This is a genomic window from Mycobacterium sp. SVM_VP21 (assembly GCA_024758765.1).
Lineage (GTDB): Bacteria > Actinomycetota > Actinomycetes > Mycobacteriales > Mycobacteriaceae > Mycobacterium > Mycobacterium heraklionense_C.
Genome location: CP101406.1, coordinates 1,969,148 through 1,992,445, shown reverse-complemented (window position 1 = coordinate 1,992,445; position 23,298 = coordinate 1,969,148). Strand labels below are relative to the sequence as shown.

28 protein-coding genes, 3 tRNA genes and 1 pseudogene are annotated in these 23,298 nt (G+C 67.1%); 18 read left to right on the top strand and 14 right to left on the bottom strand.

Annotation, left to right across the window (positions count from 1 at the left end; genetic code table 11):
• Positions 1–125 precede the first annotated feature (125 nt).
• Together NM962_09175 and NM962_09170 are read left to right on the top strand one after the other, a co-directional pair.
• Positions 126–317 carry a DUF4333 domain-containing protein gene (locus tag NM962_09175; protein UVO14154.1) on the top strand — a complete coding sequence of 64 codons (192 nt, stop codon included), beginning with the start codon at positions 126–128 and terminating at the stop codon, positions 315–317.
• Positions 318–481: 164 nt separating this feature from the next.
• Positions 482–1,324: a formate/nitrite transporter family protein gene (locus NM962_09170; GenBank protein ID UVO14153.1), complete on the top strand. Its 843-nt coding sequence runs from the start codon at positions 482–484 to the stop codon at positions 1,322–1,324.
• 159 nt (positions 1,325–1,483) lie between these two features.
• Here NM962_09170 and NM962_09165 read toward each other — a convergent pair.
• The 3 genes from NM962_09165 to NM962_09155 all read right to left on the bottom strand — a co-directional run bounded on the left by NM962_09165 (position 1,484) and on the right by NM962_09155 (position 2,589).
• Positions 1,484–1,574, bottom strand: a tRNA-Ser gene (locus NM962_09165).
• Between the two features lie 29 nt (positions 1,575–1,603).
• Positions 1,604–2,071: a nucleoside deaminase gene (locus NM962_09160; GenBank protein ID UVO14152.1), complete on the bottom strand. Its 468-nt coding sequence runs from the start codon at positions 2,069–2,071 to the stop codon at positions 1,604–1,606.
• Entirely contained in the window at positions 2,068–2,589 is a 522-nt protein-coding gene (locus NM962_09155) for a tRNA adenosine deaminase-associated protein (GenBank protein UVO14151.1), read from the bottom strand. Before NM962_09155 ends, NM962_09160 begins: the two co-directional genes overlap by 4 nt.
• An 84-nt stretch (positions 2,590–2,673) precedes the next feature.
• Here NM962_09155 and NM962_09150 point away from each other — a divergent pair, with 84 nt between their 5' ends.
• Positions 2,674–3,615, top strand: coding sequence for a prephenate dehydrogenase (locus NM962_09150; protein UVO14637.1), 942 nt, complete (start codon positions 2,674–2,676; stop codon positions 3,613–3,615).
• On the opposite strand, the gene NM962_09145 is transcribed toward NM962_09150, so the two are convergent.
• The gene (locus NM962_09145) at positions 3,581–4,111 is read right to left on the bottom strand and encodes a putative glycolipid-binding domain-containing protein (protein UVO14636.1); all 531 of its coding nucleotides are present in this window, start codon (positions 4,109–4,111) and stop codon (positions 3,581–3,583) included. The genes NM962_09150 and NM962_09145 overlap by 35 nt on opposite strands.
• A gap of 170 nt (positions 4,112–4,281) precedes the next feature.
• Here NM962_09145 and NM962_09140 point away from each other — a divergent pair, with 170 nt between their 5' ends.
• Complete coding sequence (locus NM962_09140) at positions 4,282–4,614, top strand: lipopolysaccharide assembly protein LapA domain-containing protein (GenBank protein UVO14150.1); 333 nt, start codon at positions 4,282–4,284, stop codon at positions 4,612–4,614.
• 23 nt (positions 4,615–4,637) lie between these two features.
• Here the strand turns inward: NM962_09140 and NM962_09135 are convergent, their stop codons facing one another.
• The 5 genes from NM962_09135 to NM962_09115 form a co-directional block, all read right to left on the bottom strand.
• On the bottom strand, positions 4,638–5,249 hold the full coding sequence (locus tag NM962_09135; GenBank protein ID UVO14149.1) for a histidine phosphatase family protein: 612 nt from the start codon (positions 5,247–5,249) through the stop codon (positions 4,638–4,640).
• A 34-nt stretch (positions 5,250–5,283) separates the two neighbouring features.
• Positions 5,284–7,155 (bottom strand): MBL fold metallo-hydrolase, encoded by a 1,872-nt coding sequence (locus NM962_09130; GenBank protein UVO14635.1) that lies wholly within the window; start codon positions 7,153–7,155, stop codon positions 5,284–5,286.
• Between the two features lie 186 nt (positions 7,156–7,341).
• On the bottom strand, positions 7,342–7,527 hold the full coding sequence (locus tag NM962_09125; protein UVO14148.1) for a hypothetical protein: 186 nt from the start codon (positions 7,525–7,527) through the stop codon (positions 7,342–7,344).
• A gap of 108 nt (positions 7,528–7,635) precedes the next feature.
• Entirely contained in the window at positions 7,636–9,144 is a 1,509-nt protein-coding gene (locus tag NM962_09120; protein UVO14634.1) for a HAMP domain-containing histidine kinase, read from the bottom strand.
• On the bottom strand, positions 9,137–9,841 hold the full coding sequence (locus tag NM962_09115) for a response regulator transcription factor (GenBank protein UVO14633.1): 705 nt from the start codon (positions 9,839–9,841) through the stop codon (positions 9,137–9,139). Before NM962_09115 ends, NM962_09120 begins: the two co-directional genes overlap by 8 nt.
• A gap of 75 nt (positions 9,842–9,916) precedes the next feature.
• Between NM962_09115 and NM962_09110 the strand changes: the two genes are divergently transcribed.
• From NM962_09110 to NM962_09080, 7 genes are all read left to right on the top strand, one after another.
• Complete coding sequence (locus tag NM962_09110) at positions 9,917–10,270, top strand: nuclear transport factor 2 family protein (GenBank protein ID UVO14147.1); 354 nt, start codon at positions 9,917–9,919, stop codon at positions 10,268–10,270.
• 73 nt (positions 10,271–10,343) lie between these two features.
• Positions 10,344–11,342, top strand: a complete 999-nt coding sequence (locus NM962_09105; protein ID UVO14632.1) for a phosphotransferase family protein — start codon at positions 10,344–10,346, stop codon at positions 11,340–11,342.
• Positions 11,339–12,592: an amidohydrolase gene (locus NM962_09100; GenBank protein ID UVO14146.1), complete on the top strand. Its 1,254-nt coding sequence runs from the start codon at positions 11,339–11,341 to the stop codon at positions 12,590–12,592. The genes NM962_09105 and NM962_09100 overlap by 4 nt, the downstream gene beginning before the upstream one ends.
• Positions 12,593–12,662: 70 nt before the next feature.
• Entirely contained in the window at positions 12,663–12,971 is a 309-nt protein-coding gene (locus tag NM962_09095) for a hypothetical protein (GenBank protein UVO14145.1), read from the top strand.
• Positions 12,972–12,999: 28 nt separating this feature from the next.
• Positions 13,000–13,755 (top strand): hypothetical protein, encoded by a 756-nt coding sequence (locus NM962_09090; protein UVO14144.1) that lies wholly within the window; start codon positions 13,000–13,002, stop codon positions 13,753–13,755.
• A gap of 9 nt (positions 13,756–13,764) precedes the next feature.
• Complete coding sequence (locus tag NM962_09085) at positions 13,765–14,502, top strand: hypothetical protein (protein ID UVO14143.1); 738 nt, start codon at positions 13,765–13,767, stop codon at positions 14,500–14,502.
• Entirely contained in the window at positions 14,499–15,224 is a 726-nt protein-coding gene (locus NM962_09080) for a hypothetical protein (GenBank protein ID UVO14142.1), read from the top strand. Before NM962_09085 ends, NM962_09080 begins: the two co-directional genes overlap by 4 nt.
• 54 nt (positions 15,225–15,278) lie before the next feature.
• Here the strand turns inward: NM962_09080 and NM962_09075 are convergent.
• From NM962_09075 to NM962_09065, 3 genes and pseudogenes are all read right to left on the bottom strand, one after another.
• Positions 15,279–15,604, bottom strand: a pseudogene (locus NM962_09075) (BlaI/MecI/CopY family transcriptional regulator).
• A 224-nt stretch (positions 15,605–15,828) separates the two neighbouring features.
• Positions 15,829–15,901 (bottom strand) — tRNA-Arg (locus NM962_09070).
• 37 nt (positions 15,902–15,938) lie between these two features.
• A tRNA-Ser gene (locus NM962_09065) sits at positions 15,939–16,027 on the bottom strand.
• A gap of 98 nt (positions 16,028–16,125) precedes the next feature.
• On the opposite strand from NM962_09065, the gene hisC reads away from it, so the two are divergent.
• From hisC to NM962_09050, 3 genes are all read left to right on the top strand, one after another.
• Positions 16,126–17,172, top strand: a complete 1,047-nt coding sequence (hisC, locus tag NM962_09060) for a histidinol-phosphate transaminase (GenBank protein ID UVO14141.1) — start codon at positions 16,126–16,128, stop codon at positions 17,170–17,172.
• A 12-nt stretch (positions 17,173–17,184) separates the two neighbouring features.
• A complete protein-coding gene (locus NM962_09055) occupies positions 17,185–17,598 on the top strand; it encodes an SRPBCC family protein (protein UVO14140.1) in 414 nt (137 codons plus the stop codon).
• Positions 17,599–17,696: 98 nt separating this feature from the next.
• Entirely contained in the window at positions 17,697–18,167 is a 471-nt protein-coding gene (locus NM962_09050) for a DUF4334 domain-containing protein (GenBank protein ID UVO14139.1), read from the top strand.
• A 12-nt stretch (positions 18,168–18,179) separates the two neighbouring features.
• Here the strand turns inward: NM962_09050 and NM962_09045 are convergent, their stop codons facing one another.
• Positions 18,180–19,166 carry a TerC/Alx family metal homeostasis membrane protein gene (locus NM962_09045; protein ID UVO14138.1) on the bottom strand — a complete coding sequence of 329 codons (987 nt, stop codon included), beginning with the start codon at positions 19,164–19,166 and terminating at the stop codon, positions 18,180–18,182.
• Between the two features lie 56 nt (positions 19,167–19,222).
• Positions 19,223–19,798, bottom strand: a complete 576-nt coding sequence (locus tag NM962_09040) for a TIGR03086 family metal-binding protein (GenBank protein UVO14137.1) — start codon at positions 19,796–19,798, stop codon at positions 19,223–19,225.
• A 23-nt stretch (positions 19,799–19,821) separates the two neighbouring features.
• Here NM962_09040 and NM962_09035 point away from each other — a divergent pair, with 23 nt between their 5' ends.
• The 4 genes from NM962_09035 to lipE are packed head-to-tail and all read left to right on the top strand — an operon-like array spanning position 19,822 to position 23,107.
• Positions 19,822–20,646, top strand: coding sequence for a crotonase/enoyl-CoA hydratase family protein (locus NM962_09035; GenBank protein UVO14136.1), 825 nt, complete (start codon positions 19,822–19,824; stop codon positions 20,644–20,646).
• On the top strand, positions 20,646–20,969 hold the full coding sequence (locus NM962_09030; protein UVO14135.1) for a multidrug efflux SMR transporter: 324 nt from the start codon (positions 20,646–20,648) through the stop codon (positions 20,967–20,969). Before NM962_09035 ends, NM962_09030 begins: the two co-directional genes overlap by 1 nt.
• Positions 20,966–21,838, top strand: coding sequence for a thioesterase family protein (locus NM962_09025; GenBank protein UVO14134.1), 873 nt, complete (start codon positions 20,966–20,968; stop codon positions 21,836–21,838). Before NM962_09030 ends, NM962_09025 begins: the two co-directional genes overlap by 4 nt.
• Positions 21,839–21,871: 33 nt before the next feature.
• Positions 21,872–23,107, top strand: a complete 1,236-nt coding sequence (gene lipE, locus NM962_09020; GenBank protein ID UVO14133.1) for a lipase LipE — start codon at positions 21,872–21,874, stop codon at positions 23,105–23,107.
• Positions 23,108–23,298: the final 191 nt, after the last annotated feature.

Below are 23,298 nucleotides of genomic sequence, written 5' to 3'. Positions count from 1 at the left end.
CGGCGCGTGTTCCGCTCGGGGTGATGGGGCGTGTGAGTTCACGACATAGCTGATACATGCATTGGGGCATAGGTGAAAACCGGCGCCCCGCCCTGGGTGCCGCGTCGCGTCATAGGGTCCGCCAGGTGCTCACCGACCCGATCAACGGTTACGGCCGCGACGACGTGACCAACGTCCGGTGCAACAACGGGGTGAACCCGACCGTGCGCAAGGGCACCAGTTTCAGCTGTGTGGTCACTGTCGACGGCGCCCAGCGCCGGGTGCTCGCGGAGTTCACCGACGACGCCGGGACGTATGCGGTCGACCGGCCGCGGTGATGTCTTAGCTGGTAAAACGCGGAAAAGTCCCGGTAAAGGCGTTGTTGGGCAACGTCTGTGGGCTAACTAGGAGTTGGCTGACGATCTTCCTTCGGGCGGGCCGCTGCGACGTAGGGTCACACGCGCCGATCCAAACTACTGCCCTGCGGTATCTGAGGAGTTCGATGACCTACGTCAAGCCGCCCGAGTTGATCAACGCGATGATCGACGCCGGCCAGTCGAAGATTTTCATGTCCACCCGCGACACCCTGATCCGCGCATTCATGGCCGGTGCGACATTGGCGCTGGGCGCGGCGTTCGCGGTGTCCATGACCGTGCAGACCGGTCAGGCGATCATCGGGGCACTGCTGTTTCCAGCCGGCTTCTGCATCCTCTACCTGCTCGGATACGACCTGCTGACCGGTGTGTTCGTGCTGGCGCCGCTGGCCTGGCTCGATAAGCGCCCGGGTGTCACGATCGGCGGGGTGCTGCGGAACTGGGGGCTGGTGTTTATCGGCAACTTCGCCGGTGCCTTCACCGTCGCGGTGCTCATGGCGATCGTGTTCACCTACGGCTTCTCCAGCCCGCCCAACGAAGTCGGTCAGTTGATCGGGCACATCGGCGAGGCCCGCACGCTCGGCTATGCCGCGCACGGCTATCAGGGCATGCTGACCCTGTTCGTGCGCGGCATGCTGTGCAACTGGATGGTGTCCACCGGGGTGGTCGGTGCCATGCTGGCCACCGACGTCACCGGCAAGGTGATCGCCATGTGGCTGCCGGTGTCACTGTTCTTCGCAATGGGTTTCGAGCACTCGATCGTCAACATGTACCTGTTCCCCTCCGGCCTGATGCTCGGCGGGCACTTCACCATCCTGGACTACATCGAGTGGAACGAGATTCCCACGGTGCTGGGCAATCTGGTGGGCGGATTGGCGTTCACCGGGCTGGCGATGTACGCGACGCATTCGCGGACCGCACCCAAACGCAACGCTGCGGCGGTGCAGAAGGACGTGGCGGCGGGCGTCTGACGGCGCATCCGGCAGACACGGCGTCCGCCCTGGTACTTCAACCCATAAGTCCGCGATATCGGGCTGACGCAGGCCGCTACTCGAACTTTTCCTGCGTGAATCGGATCTCGCGAGTTAGTGATCACCCCGGCAGCGGCCGGGGTGATCACTAACATCACTTGGCGGTGGCGGAGGGATTTGAACCCTCGGTGGGGGGTTACCCCACACACGCTTTCGAGGCGTGCTCCTTAGGCCGCTCGGACACGCCACCGCGGGACAGCGTACCCAACGAGAGGGCCATCAGCCCAATCGCTGCCGGGCGAAGAACGCTTCCAGTGGCGCAGCGCACTCTGCGGCCAGCACTCCACCACGCACCTCGGGGCGATGGTTGAGCCGGCGATCCCGCACCACATCCCACAGCGAACCGACCGCCCCGGTCTTGGGTTCGAAGGCCCCGAACACCAGTCGTTCCACCCGCGCGGCCACCAGCGCTCCTGCGCACATGGTGCACGGCTCCAGGGTGACGGCCAGCGTCGCGCCGGTCAGCCGCCAACCGTCACCGAGGACGGCGGCAGCGGCGCGGATGGCCAGCAGTTCGGCATGCGCGGTCGGGTCTCCCAGAGCTTCGCGCGCGTTGGCCGCCTGGGCCAGCACGGTGCCGTCGGGACCGACCACCACGGCACCCACCGGCACATCGCGCGGCCCGGCCTGGCCGGCGGCCACCAGGGCCGCGCGGATCAGGTCCTCGTCGGTGAATGGGCCGCTCACCGACTGCGTCGCGGCAGCGCCGCGGTGAGCTGCTCGTCGAATCCCATCTCGTTGGCGATTCGGTGCAGCTGCTCGTCGACGGCCAGGTCGGACTCGTCGAGAATGACGCCGAGGACCGCGGCGGGCAGGCCGATGTCGGACAGCACCCCCAGATCGCCCTCTTCGAACGGGTCGGCGTCCTCCAGGTCGTCGGCGTCGATGTCGGCGTCGATCTCCTCAAGCACCTCGTCGGCGAGGTCGTAGTCCAGGGCCGCGGTGGCATCCGAGAGCAGCAGGCGGGTGCCGGCCGGTCCCGGGCGGATGATCACGAAGAACTCGTGGTCGACATTGATCAGACCGAAAACGGCTCCGGCGCTGCGTAGTTCACGTAGTTCGGTCTCTGCTGTGGACAGGCTGGTAAGGACCGCGGCACGCATCGACGTGCAACGCCACTTGCCTTCTTCTCGCACAACAGCCACTCCGAAACCGTCCAGCGTCTCTGCCGGCCGGCCCGGTGCAGACGAGCTCTGTGCTCCCATGGGCGCCTACGGTAGTCGCCGCTTACGCCCTTGACCAGCGTGTGCCAACCTGGACAGGTGGCAGTAAGCACAGTGAAAACTCCGGTGTGCGTTTTGGGGCTCGGCCTGATCGGCGGTTCGGTGCTGCGTGCAGCCGCGGCGGCAGGCCGGACAGCGTTCGGCTACAACAGGTCGGCCGACGGGGTGAACGCCGCAGTCGCCGACGGATTCGACGCCACCACCGAGCTGGAAACGGCCCTAAAGCGCGCCGCGGCGACCGGCGCGCTGATCGTGATCGCCGTCCCGGTCCCGGCGCTGCCGATGCTGCTTGGCCCCATCAGCCGCTTGGCACCCGAATGCCCCTTGACCGATGTCACCAGCGTCAAGAACCCGGTGCTCGACGAGATCACCGCCGCGGGACTGCAGGCTCGCTTCGTCGGTGGCCATCCGATGGCTGGGACCGCCCACTCCGGTTGGCCGGCCGGGCACGCTGATCTGTTCCAGGGTGCACCGTGGGTGATCAGCGTCGACGACCACGTGGATCCGGCGGTGTTCGCTGAGGTGCTGGACCTGATTCTGGACTGTGGATCGCTGGCGGTACCGGCGCGCTCGGAGGAACACGATGCGGCCGCGGCCGCCATCTCTCACCTGCCGCACCTGATGGCTGAGGCGCTGGCCGTGACGGCAGCCGACGTACCGCTGGCGTTCGCGCTGGCAGCCGGCTCCTTCCGCGACGGCACCCGGGTGGCCGGAACAGCACCGGATCTGGTCCGGGCCATGTGTGAGGCCAACTGGCAGCGGCTGCTGCCGGCGCTGGATCGCGCGATCGCACTGTTGGCCGATGCGCGTGATTCGCTGTCGGCCTCGGATTCGGTGGCCGAACTGGTCAATCATGGGCACGCCGCCCGCACGCGCTACGACAACTTCCCCCGCAGCGAGATCGTCACCGTCGTCGTCGGCGCCAAGGACTGGCGCCGGGAACTGGCCGCGGCCGGCCGGGCCGGTGGGGTGATCAGATCCGCGTTGCCAACCCGGGATAGTCGATGACGAAGCCGTCGGCATCGACGGTGACGGTGGTGCCGCGGGCATCGGTACCCGGGGTGATCACCTTGATGCCGGGCCGCGTCCCGACGCTGCTGTAGCTGGCGGTCGCCGCCACCACCGACATGTCGGGCAGGTTCAGGTACAGGGTGGGCAGCGTGATCGCCGCCTCCCGCTCCTGCAGCCGGGCCCGCCGGATCGGCAGCGTGTTGAAGAACGGGCTGAACAGCATGTCGATGTCCAACGCACCGTCATAGCCGGCGCGGGACTGACCCCGGGCATCGGTGACCAGCCACATGTTCTCTTCGTCGCGGGCGATCACCAGCTGACGTTCCCGTTCGGCGAGGGTGACGGTCAGCCCCAGACGTTTGGTGGCGCCGGACTCATCGGTGTGCAGGTCGTAATAGACACCGAACGCCGGGTGGTCGGCGGTGGCCCCGGCCACGATGCGGCCGTTGGCCCGGATCCGGTTTCCGGACAGCTGCACACGTACCGATTCCATCCGGGGGGCGTCGGGCGCCCGCCAGGTCAGAATCGCCGGCCACTGGCCGGACGGGGCTGCACTCACCAATCCACCGTAAGCGACCGGCCAACGATCCGCAGGCAGGCCCCCCGGTGTGCAAACTCACCAGAATCCGTTCATTTCTGGGCCCTACGCGGCAAGATGTCCCCATGAGCAGCGACCCGCGCGTGCCCGTCGACCCACCTCAGGGTGAAGCCAGCCCCCCGCCGCCGCCTCCGGCGGCGATGCCGTTGACCCGCGCCGGCGCGCTGTGGAGCGCGCTGATCGCCGGTTTTCTGGTACTGATCGTGTTGCTGGTGTTCGTCACCCAGAACACGGGTCCGGTCGACCTGGCGTTCTTGACCTGGACCTGGAGCCTGCCGACTGGGGTGGCGATCCTGCTCGCGGCGATCTGCGGCGGGCTACTGACCGCCCTGGTCGGGACCGCGCGGATCTTCCAGCTGCGTCGCGCCGCCAAGAAGTCGCTCGCGGCTCACCGCTAGTCGGCCGGCTCAGCCCGCGGCTTTTAGAAGCGGGCCTGGTTGCGCGGCAGCAGGTCCCAGACGTGCTCGGTGCCGTTCGTCGACGCCACCGCGGCCTGCCCGGACCGCGGGTACAGCAGGCGGGTGACCGACACATAGTCGATGGGAAACGACAGCAGCCGCTGGGTGCCCAGAACCTGGTGCAGGATCACGTTGATCACGCCGCCGTGGCTGAACACCGCGACCGTGTCGTCGGGTTCGGCCCCGGCCACCACGTCGGCGACGGCGTCAGAGACTCGGGCGCAGAACGCGGCCTCGTCGACGTCGGCGGGCAGATGCCCCTGGGCCATCCGGGCCCAATCCTGCGGTCGCTCGGTGGCCAGCTGTTCGACGGGCAGGTAGCCGGCCAGGTCGCGGTCGTATTCGGCGAACCGCTCATCGATGTCGACGCCGTGTCCCAGCTTCGCGGCGAGCGGCTCAGCGGTCTGGATCGCGCGGCGCTGCGGGCTGCTGACCAGCCGGGTGATCGGGAACCGCGCCAGCGCATCCGGCAGGCGCTGCGCCTGGGCGCATCCGGTCTCGGACAGCTCGGGATCTGAGCCCTGGCCGTACTCGCTGCGTAGCGGGAGGGCGTGGCGGATCAGCAACAACTGCACGCCTGCCACCATAAAGGGCCAGCTTGGCCCGGCCTCATGGGGTGACGATGTTGAAGTTCGGGTCGGCCTCGTCGAGTACGCCCAGCAGGTTCGCCCAGGCGGCCTGGTCGCCGGTGACCACCAGTCCCCCGTCGCCCAGCAGCGCTGCCAGCAGCGCCAGCGTGGTGGCCGCCGTGACCGTGACGTCCGCGCTGGCCGGGTCCGCCGGCACCTTGCGGTGCACGAGCACCCCGTTGCGCAGGGTGAGGCGATAGTTGACCCCAGTGTCGGCGAACGAGACGTCCAGCGCCAGCGCCAGGTCCCAGGCGCGCGGCCCGTTGATCCGGATCGCCAGACTCTCGAAGAGCTGCTCGGCGCTGAGCTGAGATAGCAGCCCCATCGAGGCGACCCGGGTGGGGGTGCCGAAGTTGCCGGTGCGCAATTCGGTGGCACCGGAGAGGAAGAAGTTGCGCCAGGTCGCGTTCTCCGCGCCGTAGGCCAGCTGCTCCAGCGTGTCGGCGTAGAGCCTGCGCGCCCCGGCATGGTCAGCGTCGGTGAAGATCGCATGATCGAGCAGGGTTGCCGCCCAACGGAAATCACCGTCTTTGAAGGCCGCGTCGGCCAGTTCGACGACGCGGTCCACGCCGCCCAGCGCTGCCGTGTAGCGGGGTCCCAGTTCCTCTGGGGGGTGCGGCCACAACCGGGCCGGGTTGCCGTCGAACCAGCCCAGATACCGTTGGTAGACGGCTTTGACGTTGTGGCTCACCGATCCGTAGTAACCGCGGGCGTGCCAGGCGTTTTCCAGCGCGGGTGGTAGCTGGAACTGTTCGGCGATCTCGATCCCGGTGTAGCCGCGGTTGAGCAACCGCAGCGTCTGGTCATGCAGGTAGGCGTACAGATCGCGCTGCAGCCCCAGGTATTCCGCGATCCGCTCGGTGCCCCACGTCGGCCAGTGGTGCGAGGCGAACACGACGTCGGCCCGCCCGGCGAAAGCGTCGATGGCCTCGGTGAGGTAGCCGGCCCAGGCCCGCGGGTCGCGCACCAGCGCGCCCCGCAAGGTCAGCAGGTTGTGCTGGTTGTGGGTGGCGTTCTCGGCCATGCACAGCGCCCGGAATTGCGGGAAGTAGAAGTGCATTTCGGCCGGCGCCTCGGTGCCCGGCGCCATCTGGAACTCGATCTGTACGCCATCGATGACATGGGACTCGCCGGTCTGGGAGATGGTGACGGTGGGGACGATGACGGACACTTCCCCGGTCGAGGTGTTCTGTCCCAGGCCGCAGCCGACCTGCCCGTGGGGGCCGCGCGCCAGCACGGTGCCGTACATGTAGGCGGCACGCCGCGTCATCGCGGTGCCGGCGTAGACGTTCTCGGACACCGCATGCTCGATGAAGCCCTCCGGGGCGAGTACGGCCACCCGGCCGGCGTCGACGTCGGCCTGCGAGGTCACACCCAGCACACCGCCGAAATGGTCGACGTGGCTGTGGGTGTAGATGACCGCGGTGACGGGGCGCTCACCACCGCGGTGTTCGCGGTAGAGCTTCAGGGCGGCGGCGGCGACCTCGGTGGAGATCAGCGGATCGATGACGATGACGCCGGTGTCGCCCTCGACGAAGGTGATGTTGGACAGATCGAAGCCGCGGACCTGGTAGATGCCCTCAACCACTTCATAGAGGCCCTGTTTGGCCGCCAGCTGCGATTGGCGCCACAGCGACGGGTGCACCGAGGTCGGCGGGTCACCGGCGAGGAAGTCGTAGCTGTCGTTGTCCCACACCACCCGGCCGTCGGCGGCGGTGATGACGCACGGCGTCAATGCGGCGATGAAGCCGCGGTCGGCGTCGGCGAAATCTGTTGTGTCGCCGAAGGGCAGCGTGCTGCGGTGCTCGGCATGGGCGGCCTCGATCGTTGCACTCACCGGCTGGTCTTCCATGGCGCCCAGCTTGCCACCAATGCCGTGTCCCGGCGTGGGTTGCCGCGTCAACGGCGCCGGCGCAACGAGGTCAGTGCGTTGCGCGGCCGCGTCGGCCACGACGGGCGGGCGACCCGGTCGCGGGTCTCGCGTGCCTCGTGGGCGTAGTCACGGATGGATTCGTCGCCTTCTTCAGCACGCGTCAGATCACCTCTCCGGTGAGTCGTCGGGCGGGGCCGGCGGGTCTTCGGGAACCAGCCGTTCCGGCACCTCCGTGGGCGCCAGGCGTTCCGGCGGTTCCGCGGGCACCAGTCGTTCCGGCGGCTCCTCGGGAGCACGCCGGTGCGGCGGCTCTTCCGGCCGGCCCGGCTCGGGTGGCAGTTCGGGATTCATCTGGGTCACCTACCCGCCGGGCGGCGGGTGCAAACCCGGGCGAGCGTGCGCAGTTGTACGGCAAACCCCGCGAGTCGCGGGACAGACACGCACACTCGCGGGAGGTGACTACCGGGGCAGGCGCACGGTGAACGCGGTCCGGCCGGGTTCACTGCTGACGGCGATGGTGCCCCGGTGCGCCCGGACCACCGCCGAGGCGATCGCCAACCCGAGACCGGTACTGCCGCCCTTGCGCGACCGGGAGGTGTCGCCGCGGGCGAACCGCTGGAAGATCTCCGGAAGGAACTCCGCGGGGATGCCCGGCCCGTCATCGGTGACGCTGAGCACGGCCTCATCCCCGTCGATACCCAGCCGAAGAGTCACCACGGTTCCCGGGCCGGTGTGGACGCGGGCGTTGGTCAGCAGATTGGCCACCACCTGGTGCAAACGGGCGGCGTCACCGGGCACCGTCACCGGCTCGTCGGGCAGATCGAGTTGCCACTGATGGTCCGGTCCTCCCACGTGGGCATCACTGACCGTGTCGACCGCCATCCGGGACAGGTCCACCGGTTCGTGCTCCAGCGGTCGGCCGGAGTCCAACCGGGCCAGCAGCAGCAGGTCTTCGACCAGTTGGGTCATCCGCTCGGTCTCGGACTGCACCCGGCTCAACGCATGCGCCAGGGATTCGGAGTCCGCGCCATCGGATACCGGGATGCGTTGCGCCAATTCGGTGTAACCGCGGATCGCAGTCAGCGGCGTGCGTAACTCATGACTGGCGTCGGCGACGAATTGGCGCACCCGGGTCTCGCTGTCCTGGCGGGTGGACAGCGCGGCCGCGATGTGGTCGAGCATCCGGTTGACCGCCGCGCCGAGTTGTCCGACCTCGGTGCGGGGATTGGCGTCGGATTCGGCGACCCGCACCGGCAGCGTCGCCTCACCGCGATCCAACGGCAGGCCGGCGACTTCGCCGGCGGTCTGCGCGACGCGGCGCAGCGGGGTCAGTGCTCGCCGGATTACCACACTGCCGGCGGTGGCCACCGCGGCCACGGCGACCAGGGTGACCAGCCCGAAGATCAGCAGCACCCGAACCATGGTGTCGTCCACCGCAGCCAGCGGCAGCCCGGTGACGATCACGTCGTCACCACGTCGAGCGGTGGTCGCAACCACCCGGTAGCGGCCCACGCCGTCGAGGCGGCGAGTCACCGGAGGTTCCCCAGCCGATACATCGGTCAATCGTGTTGTGGCAGAAGGACTCAGCTCCTCCCGCTGACCCGAGATGCTCAGATAGCCCGCCTCGACTTCTTGACCGGGCCCGGGAACATTCCCGCTTTCCATCACGGCACCGACCATGCCGGCCGGCTGGCCGGGGGCGTCCAGGAAGTCCGGGCCAGGCCCCGGGCGCGGCCGGTGGTGGCGGTGCCCGGGCGGGGGCAGGGGCTGGCCGTGCAGCCGCGCGGAGCGGCGCGAGGCGTCGGAGAGCTGGTGGTCGAGTTGGCCGACCAGATACTGGTAGAGGGCCAGTTCCGTCACTGCGCCGATACCCAGGCAGGCCACGGTGAGCAGCACGATCTGACCGGCCAGCAGCCGCGCCCGCAGCGACCAGGTGCGCCACAGGCTGGCTTGCCGCGATTTACACAGTCGGCTTGAGCACATAGCCCGCACCGCGCAGCGTGTGGATCATCGGCGGTCGGCCGTTGTCGATCTTCTTACGCAGATAGGAGATGTAAAGCTCGACGATGTTGGCCCGGCCGCCGAAGTCGTAGTCCCACACCCGGTCCAGGATCTGCGCCTTGGACAGCACCCGCTTGGCGTTGTGCATCAGGTAACGCAGCAGCTCGAATTCGGTGGACGTCAACGTGATCGGATCACCACCCCGGGTCACCTCATGGGAATCCTCGTCGAGCACCAGGTCACCGACCACGATCTGGGCGCCGGCCTCGGCGGTGCTCACCCCGGTGCGGCGCAACAGCGCCCGCAGCCGCAACACCACTTCTTCGATGCTGAACGGCTTGGTGACGTAGTCATCGCCGCCGGCGGTCAGCCCCGCAATGCGGTCCTCCAGGCCGTCCTTGGCGGTCAAGAACAGCACCGGTAGCCGCGGGTTGATCTCCCGCAGCTTGTGCAGGACGTCGAGTCCGCTCATGTCGGGAAGCATCACGTCGAGCACCACGACGTCGGGGCGTTCGGCCTTGGCAGCGGCGATCGCCGAAGCGCCATCCCCCGCGGTCGCGGTGGTCCAGCCCTCGTAGCGCAGCGCCATCGACACCATCTCGGCCAGGACCGACTCGTCGTCGACCACCAGCACCGTGATGGGCTTGCCGTCGGCGCGCGACATCACGACGCGTTCGACCGATCCCCGTGGCGCAGACATCACGTTCCAGTATGTCGGTCCCGCCGATATGTTCATCGCATGGCACGCTCACCGCAGGAAATCTTCGACCATCACATCCAAGCGTTGCTCGCCCGCGACGTCGACGAGCTGCTCGTCGACTACACCGACGACTCCGCACTGATCACCGCCGCCGGCGTGGCGCAGGGCACGGACGGCATTCGGGCCGCGTTCAGCCAGCTTGCCGCCGCACTGGCAGATGCGACGTTCGAGATCAAGTCGCAGACCTACAGCGGCAATGTGCTGCTGCTGGAATGGACTCTGGACGCACGGGGCCCACGCGGTTTCCGCGTCGACGGGGTAGACACGTTCCTGTTCGACGACGACTCGATTCGGGTGCAGACGATTTCGCAGCAGGTGCGCCCCAAGAGCTGACGCGAATCCGGGCAAGCCGCGGCGGCCAGCCGGGTACGTTTCCCCCGTGAGCCTCGAAGCTGTCGCGGACTGGATGTCCGCCCAGAGCCTGGGCGAGGGCCCGCTGGAGAACGTCACCGAGCTGTCCGGCGGCACCCAGAACGTCATGCTGCAGTTCACCCGATCCGGCCGCAGCTACGTGTTGCGGCGCGGCCCTCGGCATCTGCGACCACGCAGCAACGCGGTGATGCTGCGGGAGACCCAGCTGCTGGCCGCGTTGGCCGGCACCGACGTGCCGCATCCGGGATTGATCGCGGTATGCGATAACCCCGCGGTGCTCGGTGACGCGGTGTTCTACCTGATGGAGCCGGTCGACGGGTTCAACGCGAGTGGGGAACTGCCCGCCCTGCACGCCGGCGACCCGACGGTCCGGTACGGCATGGGTTTGTCGATGGCCGACGCGCTGGCGAAGCTCGGTGCCCTCGACCATGTCGCGGTGGGCTTGGCGGACTACGGCAAACCCGACGGCTTCCTGGAACGCCAAGTGCCGCGGTGGCTTTCCGAACTGGACTCTTACCGGCAGTTCGAGAACTACCGGGGGCCCGACCTGCCCGGACTCGACGACGTCGCTGACTGGCTACAGCGCAACGTGCCGACATCCTGGCAGCCGGGGATCCTGCACGGCGATTATCACGCGGCCAACGTGATGTTCTCCCCCACCGGACCGGAGGTGGCGGCCATCGTGGACTGGGAGATGTCGACCATCGGGGACCCACTGTTGGACCTGGGCTGGCTGCTGGCCACCTGGCGCCAGGATGACGGGTCCAGCGTGTTCAGCCACACGCTGACCGGCATGGACGGGCTGGCCTCCCCCGATGACCTGATACAGCGCTACGCCGCGGGCAGCTCGCGCGATCTGACGCATATCGGGTGGTACACGGTGATGGCCGCCTTCAAGCTGGCCATCGTGATCGAGGGCACCCTGGCCCGGGCCTCGGCAGGCATGGCGCAGAAGGAAGTGGGCGACCAGTTGCACGAGGCCGCCGTCTGGCTCTTCGACCGGTCCCAGACCTGGATGGCGAGCGCGAAATGACGGACCAGCGCGACTACGTCGCCGACATCGACCGGATTGTTCAGGCCGACACTCGGCGCCTGGTCGACATCTTCAAAGACCTGCATCGCAACCCCGAGTTGGGGTTCCACGAAGTGCGCACCGCGCGGACCGCCGCGCAGGCACTGGGCAACCTCGGCTTCACAGTGACCACCGGGATCGGTCGCACCGGCGTGGTGGCGGTGCTGGCCAACGGCGCCGGCCCGGTTGTGATGTACCGGGCCGACATGGACGCGCTGGCAGTGCCCGAGGCCACCGGCCTGGACTACGCCAGCAGTAACCCGGCACTGGGGCACATGTGCGGCCACGACGCGCACGTGACCTGGATGTTGGGGTTGGCCAAGGTGCTCGCCGAGACCACCGACTCCTGGTCGGGCACCGCAGTGCTGATCGGACAGCCCGCCGAGGAACTGATCACCGGCGCCCAAGCCATGATCGACGCGGGCCTCTATGACGTCGCTCCCCGACCGGACGCTTTCCTGGCGCTGCACACCGCGCCGGTATCGGTCGGCATGGTCGCCGCGGTCGGCGGAGAACGGATGGCCGGTACCGATCAGCTCGACATCGTGTTCCACGGCGTAGGCGGGCATGGGTCGATGCCCCAGCTGGCCCGCGACCCGGTGCTCATGGCGGCACAGGCGGTCGTGCAGTTCCAGAGCATTGTCAGCCGGGCCGTCGCCCCCAGCGAGACAGCGGTGCTGACTGTCGGCTCGGTACAGGCCGGCAGTGCCTACAACGTCATCCCGGACCGGGCACTGCTCAAAGTCAACCTGCGCTGGTTCAACCCCGCGGTGCGCGAAACGATGCTGACCGGTATTCGGACGATCTGCACGGGTATCGCACGTAGCTACGGCATGCCCGAAGACCGGCTGCCGGAGATCACCCTGGCCGGTGGCGCCACGCCACTGGTCAACGACACCGCGCTGACCGACCGGGTGGCAACCGCGCTGGGCGATCTGCTCGGCCCGGATAACGTCGTGCGTCAGCTTCCGGCGCTGACCGGCTCGGAGGATTGCCACCTGCTCAAAGGGCCGCACGTCGACGTTCCGCTGGCATATCTGCTGGTCGGGGTGGCCGATCCACAGGTGTACGCGAAGTCCGCAGAAAAAGGCCAATTGTTCCCCTACACACCGCACTCGCCGGACTATGTGGTCGACCTTTCCGCTATCCCGCTCGGAACCAGGATTGCAGCCTGTGCAATGCTTGAATTGCTTACTCCCAGTCGGTTTTAGTAGTAATTACACTCCGCCGAGTTTCCGAAATACTTGTGCGGTCCACGAAGACGAGCTAAGGTGTATTGCTGTGGACGATCGTCACAAAGACCCAACCGTCGTGTTGCCCTACCTCGTGGGCAGGCCGCTAGGAGCGACCGAGGTCTACGAGGCATTCGGCTATCGCAAGTCCGCCTACTACAAGGCGGCGCATGAGGGCCGACTGATCAGCGCGGACAATCTGATCCGAGTCGCCAGGTACTTCGGCCTCAACCCCGTCGACCTGCAGGTACGGTTCGGATTGATCGAGCACGACGCCGTCGCCGAATACTTGGAGTCCTCATCGCGGCCGCTGCGGCTGGGTGATCTGAAGGCCGATCTGGACAAACCGCCCGTCTAACCGGACCGCTAGGAAGTACCGTCGACGCATGACGTCGGCGCTAATTGCTGCCACCGTGCCGGTGGCGCTGTACACCCTGTGGGTGCGCCGCGATACGTGGTGGTCGCGGTGGGAGATCGGTATCACCGTGGCGATCGCACTGGAGACCCTCGCGCTCGTACTGATGTCGCCATGGGCTGCCGAAAACCTGGGGCCGGTACTGCACCATGTCACGCGGATATGGAACATCCAGCAGCTGGCCGGTCACATCTGCTTCGTCGTCGCCATCGCGGCCAACATCTACCACGTGCTGGCACGCCTGGCCGACTTCGACCAAGTCCGCCCGCTGTTCCGTCTGCACGTGCAGTTGCCCCTACAGGCCGGCGTGGTGGCGATGGTGGCAGTGTTCGTCGTCGCCGACGCCGGCTATCGACCGGACGGTTTCTCATCGCTCGGGGGCGGCGGTGCCTGGGCGCGCGCCTACTGGGTGCTGCTGTCCCTGATGCTGATCTACCTGTCCGGCTACGCGACGCGGGTGCTATCGATGCTGCGCTCCGATCCACGCGCCAAAGAGACCGTCGAGCTCTACACGGCCTCGACAACCTTCGCGGTGGCGGCCATCATGGCACTTTTGAGCAATGCCTGGTCCAAAGCCGATGTCAGCCCGCTGATTTGGCTGTGCGCGTGTATTTCCGTGGGGATCTTCGCCTACGGCTCGGCCCGTTCCTGGCAGGCCAAAGCCGCGTGGTTCACCAACAGTGATCGTCCGGTTGCGGAGCAGAATCCACCGCAAGCCCTGTCGTGAGGGCACTCGATGACCTCGGGAATCATTGTCACCACATTGGCAGTCGTCGCCTATAGCCTCTGGGTTCGCCGCGACACCTGGTGGACGCGCTGGGAGAGCGCCGCCACCTTCGCGTTGGCATTGGAAGCCTGTGCGCTGCTTCTGATGTCGCCCTGGGCCGGAGCCAAGATCGGCCCGGTGCTGCACAACGGCCTCGGGGTGTGGAACGTTCAACAGCTGATCGGCCACCTCTGCCTGATCGTGGCCGTCACGGCGAACATCAATCACATGCTGGTGCGTCTGGCCGACCCCGATCAAGTGCGGTTCATCATGCGCCGCCAGCTCATGATCCCGATCTGGTTAGGCATCGCCGTGATGGTGCCGGCCTACCTACGTTCCGACCAGGACTACCAACCTGATGCGTTTGCCGCACCCAGGACCGACGCCTGGATGGAGCTGTACCAGCTTGTCGGCTGCGCGCTGGTGATCTACCTCAGCGGCTACGTCAGCCGGCTGATGCTGACGCTGCGACATGATCCGCGCGCCAAGCCCACTATTGACCTCTACCTGGTTTCGATGGCGTTCGCCACTGCGGCATGTCTGATCGTGGTCGGTTCGACCTGGGTCGACGGTGACAACGCCAGCCCCGGGATCTGGCTGTGCATCTGTTTGGCGGTGGGCACGTTCGCCTACGGGTCCGCGCAATCCTGGAAGGCGAAAAGCGCTTGGTTTACCTCCGGTGACGGTAAGGTGATCGGCGCGCAATGATTTCCCTATTCATCGTCATCACACTCGGTGTGGTCTTGTACAGCCTGTGGGTTCGCCGCGACACGTGGTGGTCACGCTGGGAGGCCGCCGCCACCTTTGCCATCGCGATGGAGGGCTGCGCGTTGGTGTTGCTGTCCCCTTGGGCCGGCGATTCGCTGGGGCCGCGGCTACATGGCTATTTGGGCGTGTGGAACGCCCAGCAGCTGCTGGGCAACATGTTCCTGATCGTGGCGGTGCTGGCGAACATCTACCACATGCTGGTTCGCCTCGCAGATCCCGATCAGGTGCCACCGATCATGCGTAAGCATCTCCAGATACCGGTGGGACTGAATGTCGTCGTGATGGTGGTGACCTACGCGATGAGCGCACGGGGCTTCGAGCCAGACACGTTCGCCGGCCTGACCGGCGACTTCTGGCTGACGGCCTACGAGGTGACGGTGTGCGTCTTGGTGCTGTACTTGAGCGGCTACGTCGGGCGGCTGATGCTGGCCCTCCGAAACGATCCACGGGCCAGGACGACTATCAAGCTGTACCTGGTCTCGATGGTATTCGCGGTGGGGGCCTGCCTGATTGCGGTCTGCTCGATCTGGGCCCGCGGCTACGCCGGCCCGGCGATCTGGGCCTGCATCTGCCTGTCGGTGGGCATCTTCGCCTACGGATTGGCCAAGTCCTGGCAGGCGAAGCAAGCCTGGTTCTCGCCGGATCCCTTGACCCAGCGGTGAGGGCATCCTGGCATGGTCCCCGTGTGGGCCTGTCCGTCGTGGGGTCGCAGCAGATCAGAGTTCAGCCAACGCTCGTCTGAGCGCTGCGGCTTCGTCGGCGCCGACGCGTTCGACGAAGTGCATCAACGCCGCCTCGCGCCCGCAGGAATCGGCAACCTGATCGAGCGCATAAGACATCAGGTCGGCGACCAACTCGGCACGGCCCTGCGTCGGTACATACCGGTGGGCGCGATCGTCACGCCACTGGACCACCAGGTTCTTCTTCGCAAGTCGTTGCAGCACAGTCATGATCGTGGTGTAGGCCAGGTTTCGCTTCACGGCCACCGACGCGTGAACCTCGCGGACGGTCAACGCCCCGACGCCGACCACAGGCATTCCATGACCGTGCGTTCGAGATCACCCAACCCAATGCGCGCAGCCACAACCCATAACCTCCCGCGGCGATCGCAGCCGTCTTCGCCAATCACGAGCGGAACACGAAGATATCCAATGAAGGTAAGGCTAGCCTAATTAGAGAGATTTGGTGTCCGGATCGGCCACATCCGGCCCATCAAACAGAAAAGCCCCGGCCGTAGCCGGGGCAATCTGTCACCGATGAAAAATGTGCGCCCGAAGGGATTCGAACCCCCAACCTTCTGATCCGTAGTCAGATGCTCTATCCGTTGAGCTACGGGCGCCTGTCTTCAGTTGTCGGTCGAGCAAGCCCGGCCGTTGCGGAGGCGAGAGGATTTGAACCTCCGGTCCCCCGTAAAGGGGACAACTCATTAGCAGTGAGTCCCATTCGGCCGCTCTGGCACGCCTCCTCGAACTCGTTGAGGGTACCGGATCACTCCCCCAGTTCTGAAACCGCGGGGTTAGTGCGGCGAAGTTGGGCGTCAACGACCCACATATGCTGTGGTCCGTGACCGCCCGACTGCGCCCGGAGATCGCCGCGCTGCCAGCCTACGTCGAGGGTAAGACGGTCCCCGGATCGATCAAACTCGCCAGCAACGAGACGGTGTTCCCGCCGTTGCCCAGCGTGGCCAAAGCCGTCGAAGCCGCCCTGGCCACCACCAACCGCTACCCGGACAACGGCTACGCCGCGCTGCGGGCCCGGCTCGCCGAGCACGTCGGGTTCAGCCGAGAGCACGTGGCGGCCGGTTGCGGCTCGGTGAGCCTGTGCCAGCAGCTCATCCAGATCAGTGCCGGAGCCGGCGATGAGGTGGTGTTCGGCTGGCGCAGCTTCGAGATCTACCCGCTGCAGGTACGCACCGCCGGCGCGGTGCCGGTGCAGGTGCCGCTGCGCGAGCACACCTACGACCTGGACGCGATGCTGGCCGCCATCACCGAGCGCACCCGGCTGATCTTCGTCTGCAACCCGAACAATCCGACGTCCACCGTCGTCGACCCCCACGCGCTCGAGCGGTTCGTCGCCGCGGTGCCACCGCACATCCTGATCGCCATCGACGAGGCCTATGTGGAGTACATCCGCGACGGCCTGCTGCCCGACAGCCTGGGACTGGTGCGGCGCCACCGGAATGTGGTTGTGCTGCGCACGTTTTCAAAAGCCTACGGGCTGGCCGGACTGCGCCTGGGTTACGCGGTCGGCGATCCGGAGATCATTACCGCACTGGGCAAGGTCTACGTACCCTTCACGGTGTCGAGCGTGGCGCAGGTCGCCGGAATCGCCTCCCTGGACGCCGCCGAGGAGCTGATGGCCCGCACCGACACGGTGGTCGCCGAGCGGGCCCGGGTCTCCGCTGCACTGCGTGACGCCGGATTCGAGCTGCCGGATTCGCAGTCCAACTTCGTGTGGCTGCCGCTGGCCGAGCGCACCGCCGACTTCGTAGCCGCTGCCGCGTCGGCCCGCATCGTGGTCCGCCCCTACGGGCAAGACGGAGTGCGGGTGACCATCGGCGCGCCGGAAGAGAACGACGCGCTGTTACGGTTCGCACAGACGTACCGCTGAGGAGGAACTGAAATGCACGCGACTGCGACTGCCACCGTCGCCGCATCTGCGGCTCAGGTGTGGGCGGTGCTCTCCGACTACGAGGGCATGTCCAGCTGGGCCCCCGGACTGAAGATCACCGTGATCCGGCCGGGAACACCCGAGCCCAACGGCGTCGGCGCCCAGCGTCGCATCCAGGCGGTGCCGGGCATGGCGCCGCTGGTGGAGGAGATCATCGCGTTCGAGCCGGATCAGCGACTGAGCTATCGGGGCGTCTCAGGCATCCCGTTTCGCAACTACGTCGGCGACGTGGCCCTGCGGTCGACAGACGCCGGCACGGAGATCAGCTACACCGTCAGCGCCGACAACCGCCTGCCCGGGGTCGCCGCGGTGCTGGCGCAAGGCCTGCTGTTCGGCCTCAAGCGGGCCGTGAACAAGGCCGCCTGAGCCTTTCCCTTCAGGCCGAGCGTGAAATCAGCTTCACACTCGACCGGCGCTTGTGAAGCTAACTTCACGTTCGGCGACAAAACCAAAGGATTTGCACCATGAATGACGAGCTGGCCCGCAAGACGTTCAATGCGCTCAAGGAGCGCACCGACCAGATCCCCGACGCCGAGATCGACGAGTTCTGGACGACGCTGCCGCCGGCCACTGTCGAGCAGATGATCGGCGAATGGCGCGGCGGGGAGTTCGTCACCGGCCACAAGATGAACGGCCTCTTGGAGAAGGCCCGCTGGTTCGGCAAGACGTTCAACTCGATCACCGACGTGCAGCCGCTGGTGTGCCTGGACGAAGACGGCAACAAGTTCTCCAACACCCAACTCGGTAAGGGCGAGGCGAGCCTGTGGGCCGAGGAGTTCCGCGGCGAGGTAGTCGCGACCATGGTCTACGACGGTCAGCCCACCCATGACCACTTCAAGCGGGTCGACGACAACACCGTGCTGGGCATCATGAACGGCAAAGCCGGAGTGTTGGACAACGGCCGGTACTTCTACTTCTATCTCGAGCGGGTGTAGCCGTCGCTGCGATCAGCGGTGCAGTACAAGCTCGGGCTCGGTCTTGCTCCGGGTTGCGTCCGGTGCCTCCCGATGGTGCCGCAGTGAGGCGACGACGGTGACCGCGAGCACGCCGACGATCACCAGTAGCGACGGTCCGGTGCCGATCTCGATGCCACCGGCGCCCCCTTCGTGCATCGCGTGCATGATCAGCTTCACGCCGATGAAGCCGAGGATCACCGCCAGTCCGTAGGACAGGTACACCAACCGGTCGAGCAGGCCGTCGATCAGGAAGTAGAGCTGTCGCAGGCCCAGCAGGGAGAAGGCCGTCGCGGTGAACACGAGATAGCTGTTCTGGGTCAGGCCGAAGATCGCCGGGATCGAGTCGAGCGCGAAGAGCACGTCGGTGCCGGCGATCGCCAGCATCACCAACACCATCGGGGTGATCGCCCAGCGCCCGTCAATCCGGGTAAACAGCCGGTCGCCGTCATAGCGCTCGCTGGTGGGCACCACCTTCTTCACCAGCCCGACGATGACATCCGGGGTTCGGTGCGCCTCCCCTGCGCTGCCCGACTTGAGCATGTTGCCCGCCGCCAGCAGCAGGAGCAGGCCGAAGAAGTAGAAAACCCAGGCGAAACGGTTGATCAGCGCGGCACCGAGCAAGATGAAGCCGGTCCGCGCGGCCAACGCCATGACTATTCCGAACAGCAAAACCTTCTGCTGGTCGGCGCGCGGCACCCGGAAGCTGGCCATGATGACCAGGAACACGAACAGGTTGTCGACCGAGAGCGCCTTCTCGGTGACGTAGCCGGCGAAGTACTCGGAGCCTGGGTCAGCTCCACCGAAGACGAACACGCCGACCCCGAAGAGCACCGCGACGCCGATGTAGCCGGCGGACCAGAGCGCGGATTCCTTCAGCGTCGGAATGTGTGCCTTGCGGACATGCATGAAGAAGTCGAACGCCAGGAGCCCTAGTAGGCCGACGATCGTCAATGCCCATAACCATCCGGCAATGTCCATGTCCTACCCACGCTAGGCACCTTGAACGACGCTGGATTGGCCAGCAGGTTGCGAAGTTATGACCGTCCGGTGAAGGCGATCAGCCTATGCAGGCTCGATGCCGAATCGGGGGCGTCCACCGGGGCGTCGAACCCCGCTCGCACCCGGCCCGCGGGTGTGATGATCGCGTGCGCCAGGCTCAACACGTACTCGGCCAGCGGTTCGGCCACCTGCACCGTGCGGCCCGTCGCCGTCGCGTAGTCCCACGCGTGCACCAGGAATTCGAGCGCCAGAATGCCCACCGCCATCGTCGCAGGCAGCTCGTTGGGGCCGATCGCGACGGTGCCCTGCAGGCCGCGCCCGTGCCAGGCGTCCAGAGCCGGCCGGGCCGCGGCGACGACCTGCCGTTCCGGCGGCTCGGCGGTGTCGCCTTCGGCAAACACGGCACCGGCCGCGCCACCCAGGACATGAATGGAGTTCAGCAGATGCTCGGTCAGCTGTGCGACGTCGAATTCCGAGCACGGTGTCGGATTGGTCAATTCGTCGCTGCTGATGTGATGCAGCACCTGGACCAACACCCCAAGGGCGGCTTCGGCGCCGGCCAGCTCGTCGGCAGGGGGTGCGTCGGGACCGGGTCGCAGATCGGAGGCCATGGGTCCAAGCTACGGTCTGGAGTATGGCCAAGACCTATGAATCCGTCACCGTCGAGATCAAAGACCACGTTGCCCAGGTCACGCTGATCGGGCCGGGCAGGGGCAATGCGATGGGCCCGGCGTTCTGGGCGGAGCTCCCGGGGGTCTTCGCCGAGTTGGACGCCGACCGCGATGTGCGGGCGATCGTGCTGACCGGCTCCGGCAAGAACTTCAGCTACGGGCTGGATCTGGCCGCGATGGGCGGCACCATGACACCGATGCTGGCCGAGGGAGCGCTGGCCCGGCCGCGGGCGGACTTTCACCGCGAGCTGCAGCGCATGCAGGGGGCGATCACCGCGGTAGCCGACTGCCGCACCCCGACCATCGCCGCGATCCAGGGCTGGTGCATCGGCGGCGGCGTCGACCTGATCTCGGCGGTCGACATCCGCTACGCCGCGGCCGACGCCAAGTTCAGCGTGCGCGAGGTCAAGCTGGCCATCGTCGCCGACGTGGGCAGCCTGGCCCGGCTTCCGCTGATCCTGTCCGACGGGCACCTGCGCGAACTCGCGCTGACCGGCAAGGACATCGACGCCGCCCGGGCAGAGAAGATCGGCCTGGTCAACGACGTCTATGCCGACGCGGAGGCCTGCCTGGCCGCCGCACACGCCACCGCGACCGAGATCGCCGCCAACCCGCCGCTGACCGTGGCCGGGGTCAAAGACGTGCTGGACGAGCAGCGCACCGACCGGGTGGCGGCCAGCCTGCGCTATGTCGCGGCGTGGAACTCGGCGTTCTTGGCGTCCAAAGACCTGATGGAGGGTATCGGCGCCATCATGGGCAAACGCAAGCCCGAGTTCACCGGCGAGTGATGGCCTGGCTCTTCCTGTTCGGGGCGATCGGTTTCGAGGTCGCCGGAACGCTGTCGATGCGCGCCTCCGACGGCTTCGCTCGATGGCAGTGGGTGATCCCGGTGGCCGTCGGCTATGTGTTGTCCTTCGTGTTGCTGGCGATGGTGCTCAAGCGCGGCATTCCGGTCGGGGTGGCCTACGGCGTCTGGTCGGGTGTCGGAGTCGCGCTGACGGCAGTGCTGGCCCGGTTCTTGTTCGACGATCCGTTCACTCCCATGATGGCCGGTGGCGTGGTGCTGATCGGTGCGGGCGTGTACCTGATGGAGATGGGCGCGCACGCGTGAGCGACGATGTGCCGCACCGCCAGCCGGCCCTGGCCGACATCATCGCCACCCTCGACGTCGACCGCGTCGATGACGAGCACTTCGTGGCCACCCAGCTGGACAATCGGATCCACCACATCGTCGGCGGGCATATCGCCGGCCAGGCGCTGATCGCGGCCAGCCGCACCGCGCCGGGCCGGGTGCCGCACAGCGTGCACGTCTATTACCTGCGGGCCGGAGATGCCCGCCGCCCGGTCGACCTGCATGTCGAGGTTGCCCGCGACGGCGGCACGCTGTCGACGCGACAGGTCACCGCCCGCCAGGACGGCCAGATCCTGCTCGAAGTGCTGTCGTCGTTCACCACTGCCGTCGACGCACCGGAATACCAGCAGCCGATACCGGATGTCCCCGACCCGGATTCGCTGCCGTCGTCGCAGGAACAACTGGCGGCCTACGCCGACGAACTGGGTGGCTACTGGGTTCAGCCGCACCCGTTCGACCTGCGCTACGTGGACCCGCCGCCGCGGATCGCCATGGAGCGTGCCGAACCGTCGCCGCGGTTGCGGTTGTGGTGGAAGCCCGCCGAGCCGGTTCCCGCTGATCCCGCGATGCACAGTGCCCTGCTGACCTACCTGTCCGGCACCACCATGGTGGAGGCCGCGCTGGCCATGCGGCGCACCAACCAGGCCAGCACCTTCAACGCGCTGATCGACCATGCGCTGTGGTTCCAGCGGCCCGTGGACCTGTCGGACTGGGTGCTCTCGGATCAGTTCACCCCCAGCGGCATCGCCGGGCGGGGCCTGACGACCTCGACGATGTACAACCGGGCGGGGCAGCTGGTCTGCGTGGCGACCCAGGAGCTCTATTTCGGCCGGGGGCCGCGTCGCTGAGGTTCGTGGGGCCGCACACGTAACCTGGCGAGCATGACACCCGACGGCACCATCCGTGTCCCCGCCGACCTCGACGCCGCGACCGTGATCGGCGACGAGGACCACTCCGGTATCGACCCGGCGGCCGTGGACCGGATCTGGCAGGCTGCCCGGCACTGGTATTCCGCCGGCCTGCACCCGGCCATCCAGTTGTGCCTGCGCCACAACGGCCGCGTGGTGCTCAACCGGGCGATCGGGCACGGCTGGGGCAATGGTCCCGAAGATCCCGCTGATGCGGAGCTGGTCCCGGTGAGCGTGGACACCCCGTTCTGCGTGTACTCGACCGCCAAGGCCATCACCAGCACCGTGATGCACATGCTGGCCGAGCGCGGCGCCTTCTCCCTGGATGACCGTGTCAGCGACTATCTGTCCGACTACGGCCGACATGGCAAGCACCGCACCACGATTCGGCACGTGATGACGCACAGCGCCGGAGTGCCGTTCGCCACCGGACCCAAGCCAGACCTCAACCGCGCCGACGACCCGGGGTACGCCCAGGCACAGCTGGCCAACCTGCGGCTGGTGTACCCGCCCGGGCTGATGCACATGTACCACGCCCTGACCTGGGGGCCGCTGACGCGGGAGATCGTGCGGGCGGCCACCGGTAAGGACATCCGGGACGTGCTGGCCACCGAGATCCTGGACCCACTGGGCTTCCGGTGGACCAATTACGGCGTTGCTCCACAAGACATTCCGCTGGTAGCTCCCAGCCACGCCACCGGCAAGCAACCGACCGGTGCGGGTGTCGCGGTGTTCCGCAAAGCGATCGGCGGGTCGGTCCACGAGATCATTCCGGTCACCAACAGCCCGTTCTTCCTGACCACGGTGGTGCCGTCGTCGAACACCATCTCCACCGCCTTCGAGCTGTCGCGATTCGCCGAGATCTGGCGTCGCGGAGGCGAACTCGATGGCGTGCGGGTGCTGTCGCCGGAGACCCTGCGCGGTGCTGTGCGCCAGTGCCGCCGGTTGCGGCCCGATGTCGCCACCGGGCTGGCGCCGCTGCGCTGGGGCACCGGCTTCATGTTGGGGTCCAAGCGGTTCGGGCCGTTCGGCCGCGGCGCGCCCGCCGCGTTCGGGCATTTGGGCCTGGTCAACTGCGCCATCTGGACCGACCCCGAGCGGGGGCTTTCGGCCGGCCTGATCTCCAGCGGCAAGCCGGGCCAGGACCCGGAGGCCAAGCGCTACACCGCGCTGATGAACACCATCGCCGCGGAGATCCCGCGCACGTAACAGGCGCCACATCCGTCACCGCCCGGGGTCATGTGGGTTGGCGCCCGCCTCTGAGCGACAGCTCGGATTATGTCAACCGGATTGAGCCCCTACCGCGGCACTCCACGTTGTTGATGACCCTGCGCTCGGGGCGGGAAAGTGCGAGTGGGGTGCGCCGTGAGCGCAGAGTGAACGGTTAGGCCGCAAACGCG

Coding starts and splice junctions, on each gene's coding strand:
- NM962_09130 (UVO14635.1), bottom strand. CDS start 7,155: ATGGAAGACCAGCCGGTGAGTGCAACGATCGAGGCCGCCCATGCCGAG.
- NM962_09090 (UVO14144.1), top strand. CDS start 13,000: ATGACGTCGGCGCTAATTGCTGCCACCGTGCCGGTGGCGCTGTACACC.
- NM962_09035 (UVO14136.1), top strand. CDS start 19,822: ATGGCCAAGACCTATGAATCCGTCACCGTCGAGATCAAAGACCACGTT.
- NM962_09125 (UVO14148.1), bottom strand. CDS start 7,527: ATGAATCCCGAACTGCCACCCGAGCCGGGCCGGCCGGAAGAGCCGCCG.
- NM962_09105 (UVO14632.1), top strand. CDS start 10,344: ATGTCCGCCCAGAGCCTGGGCGAGGGCCCGCTGGAGAACGTCACCGAG.
- NM962_09145 (UVO14636.1), bottom strand. CDS start 4,111: ATGGAATCGGTACGTGTGCAGCTGTCCGGAAACCGGATCCGGGCCAAC.
- NM962_09040 (UVO14137.1), bottom strand. CDS start 19,798: ATGGCCTCCGATCTGCGACCCGGTCCCGACGCACCCCCTGCCGACGAG.
- NM962_09030 (UVO14135.1), top strand. CDS start 20,646: ATGGCCTGGCTCTTCCTGTTCGGGGCGATCGGTTTCGAGGTCGCCGGA.
- NM962_09100 (UVO14146.1), top strand. CDS start 11,339: ATGACGGACCAGCGCGACTACGTCGCCGACATCGACCGGATTGTTCAG.
- NM962_09110 (UVO14147.1), top strand. CDS start 9,917: ATGGCACGCTCACCGCAGGAAATCTTCGACCATCACATCCAAGCGTTG.
- NM962_09045 (UVO14138.1), bottom strand. CDS start 19,166: ATGGACATTGCCGGATGGTTATGGGCATTGACGATCGTCGGCCTACTA.
- NM962_09115 (UVO14633.1), bottom strand. CDS start 9,841: ATGTCGCGCGCCGACGGCAAGCCCATCACGGTGCTGGTGGTCGACGAC.
- NM962_09140 (UVO14150.1), top strand. CDS start 4,282: ATGAGCAGCGACCCGCGCGTGCCCGTCGACCCACCTCAGGGTGAAGCC.
- NM962_09050 (UVO14139.1), top strand. CDS start 17,697: ATGAATGACGAGCTGGCCCGCAAGACGTTCAATGCGCTCAAGGAGCGC.
- NM962_09170 (UVO14153.1), top strand. CDS start 482: ATGACCTACGTCAAGCCGCCCGAGTTGATCAACGCGATGATCGACGCC.
- NM962_09055 (UVO14140.1), top strand. CDS start 17,185: ATGCACGCGACTGCGACTGCCACCGTCGCCGCATCTGCGGCTCAGGTG.
- NM962_09080 (UVO14142.1), top strand. CDS start 14,499: ATGATTTCCCTATTCATCGTCATCACACTCGGTGTGGTCTTGTACAGC.
- lipE (UVO14133.1), top strand. CDS start 21,872: ATGACACCCGACGGCACCATCCGTGTCCCCGCCGACCTCGACGCCGCG.
- NM962_09155 (UVO14151.1), bottom strand. CDS start 2,589: ATGGGAGCACAGAGCTCGTCTGCACCGGGCCGGCCGGCAGAGACGCTG.
- NM962_09085 (UVO14143.1), top strand. CDS start 13,765: ATGACCTCGGGAATCATTGTCACCACATTGGCAGTCGTCGCCTATAGC.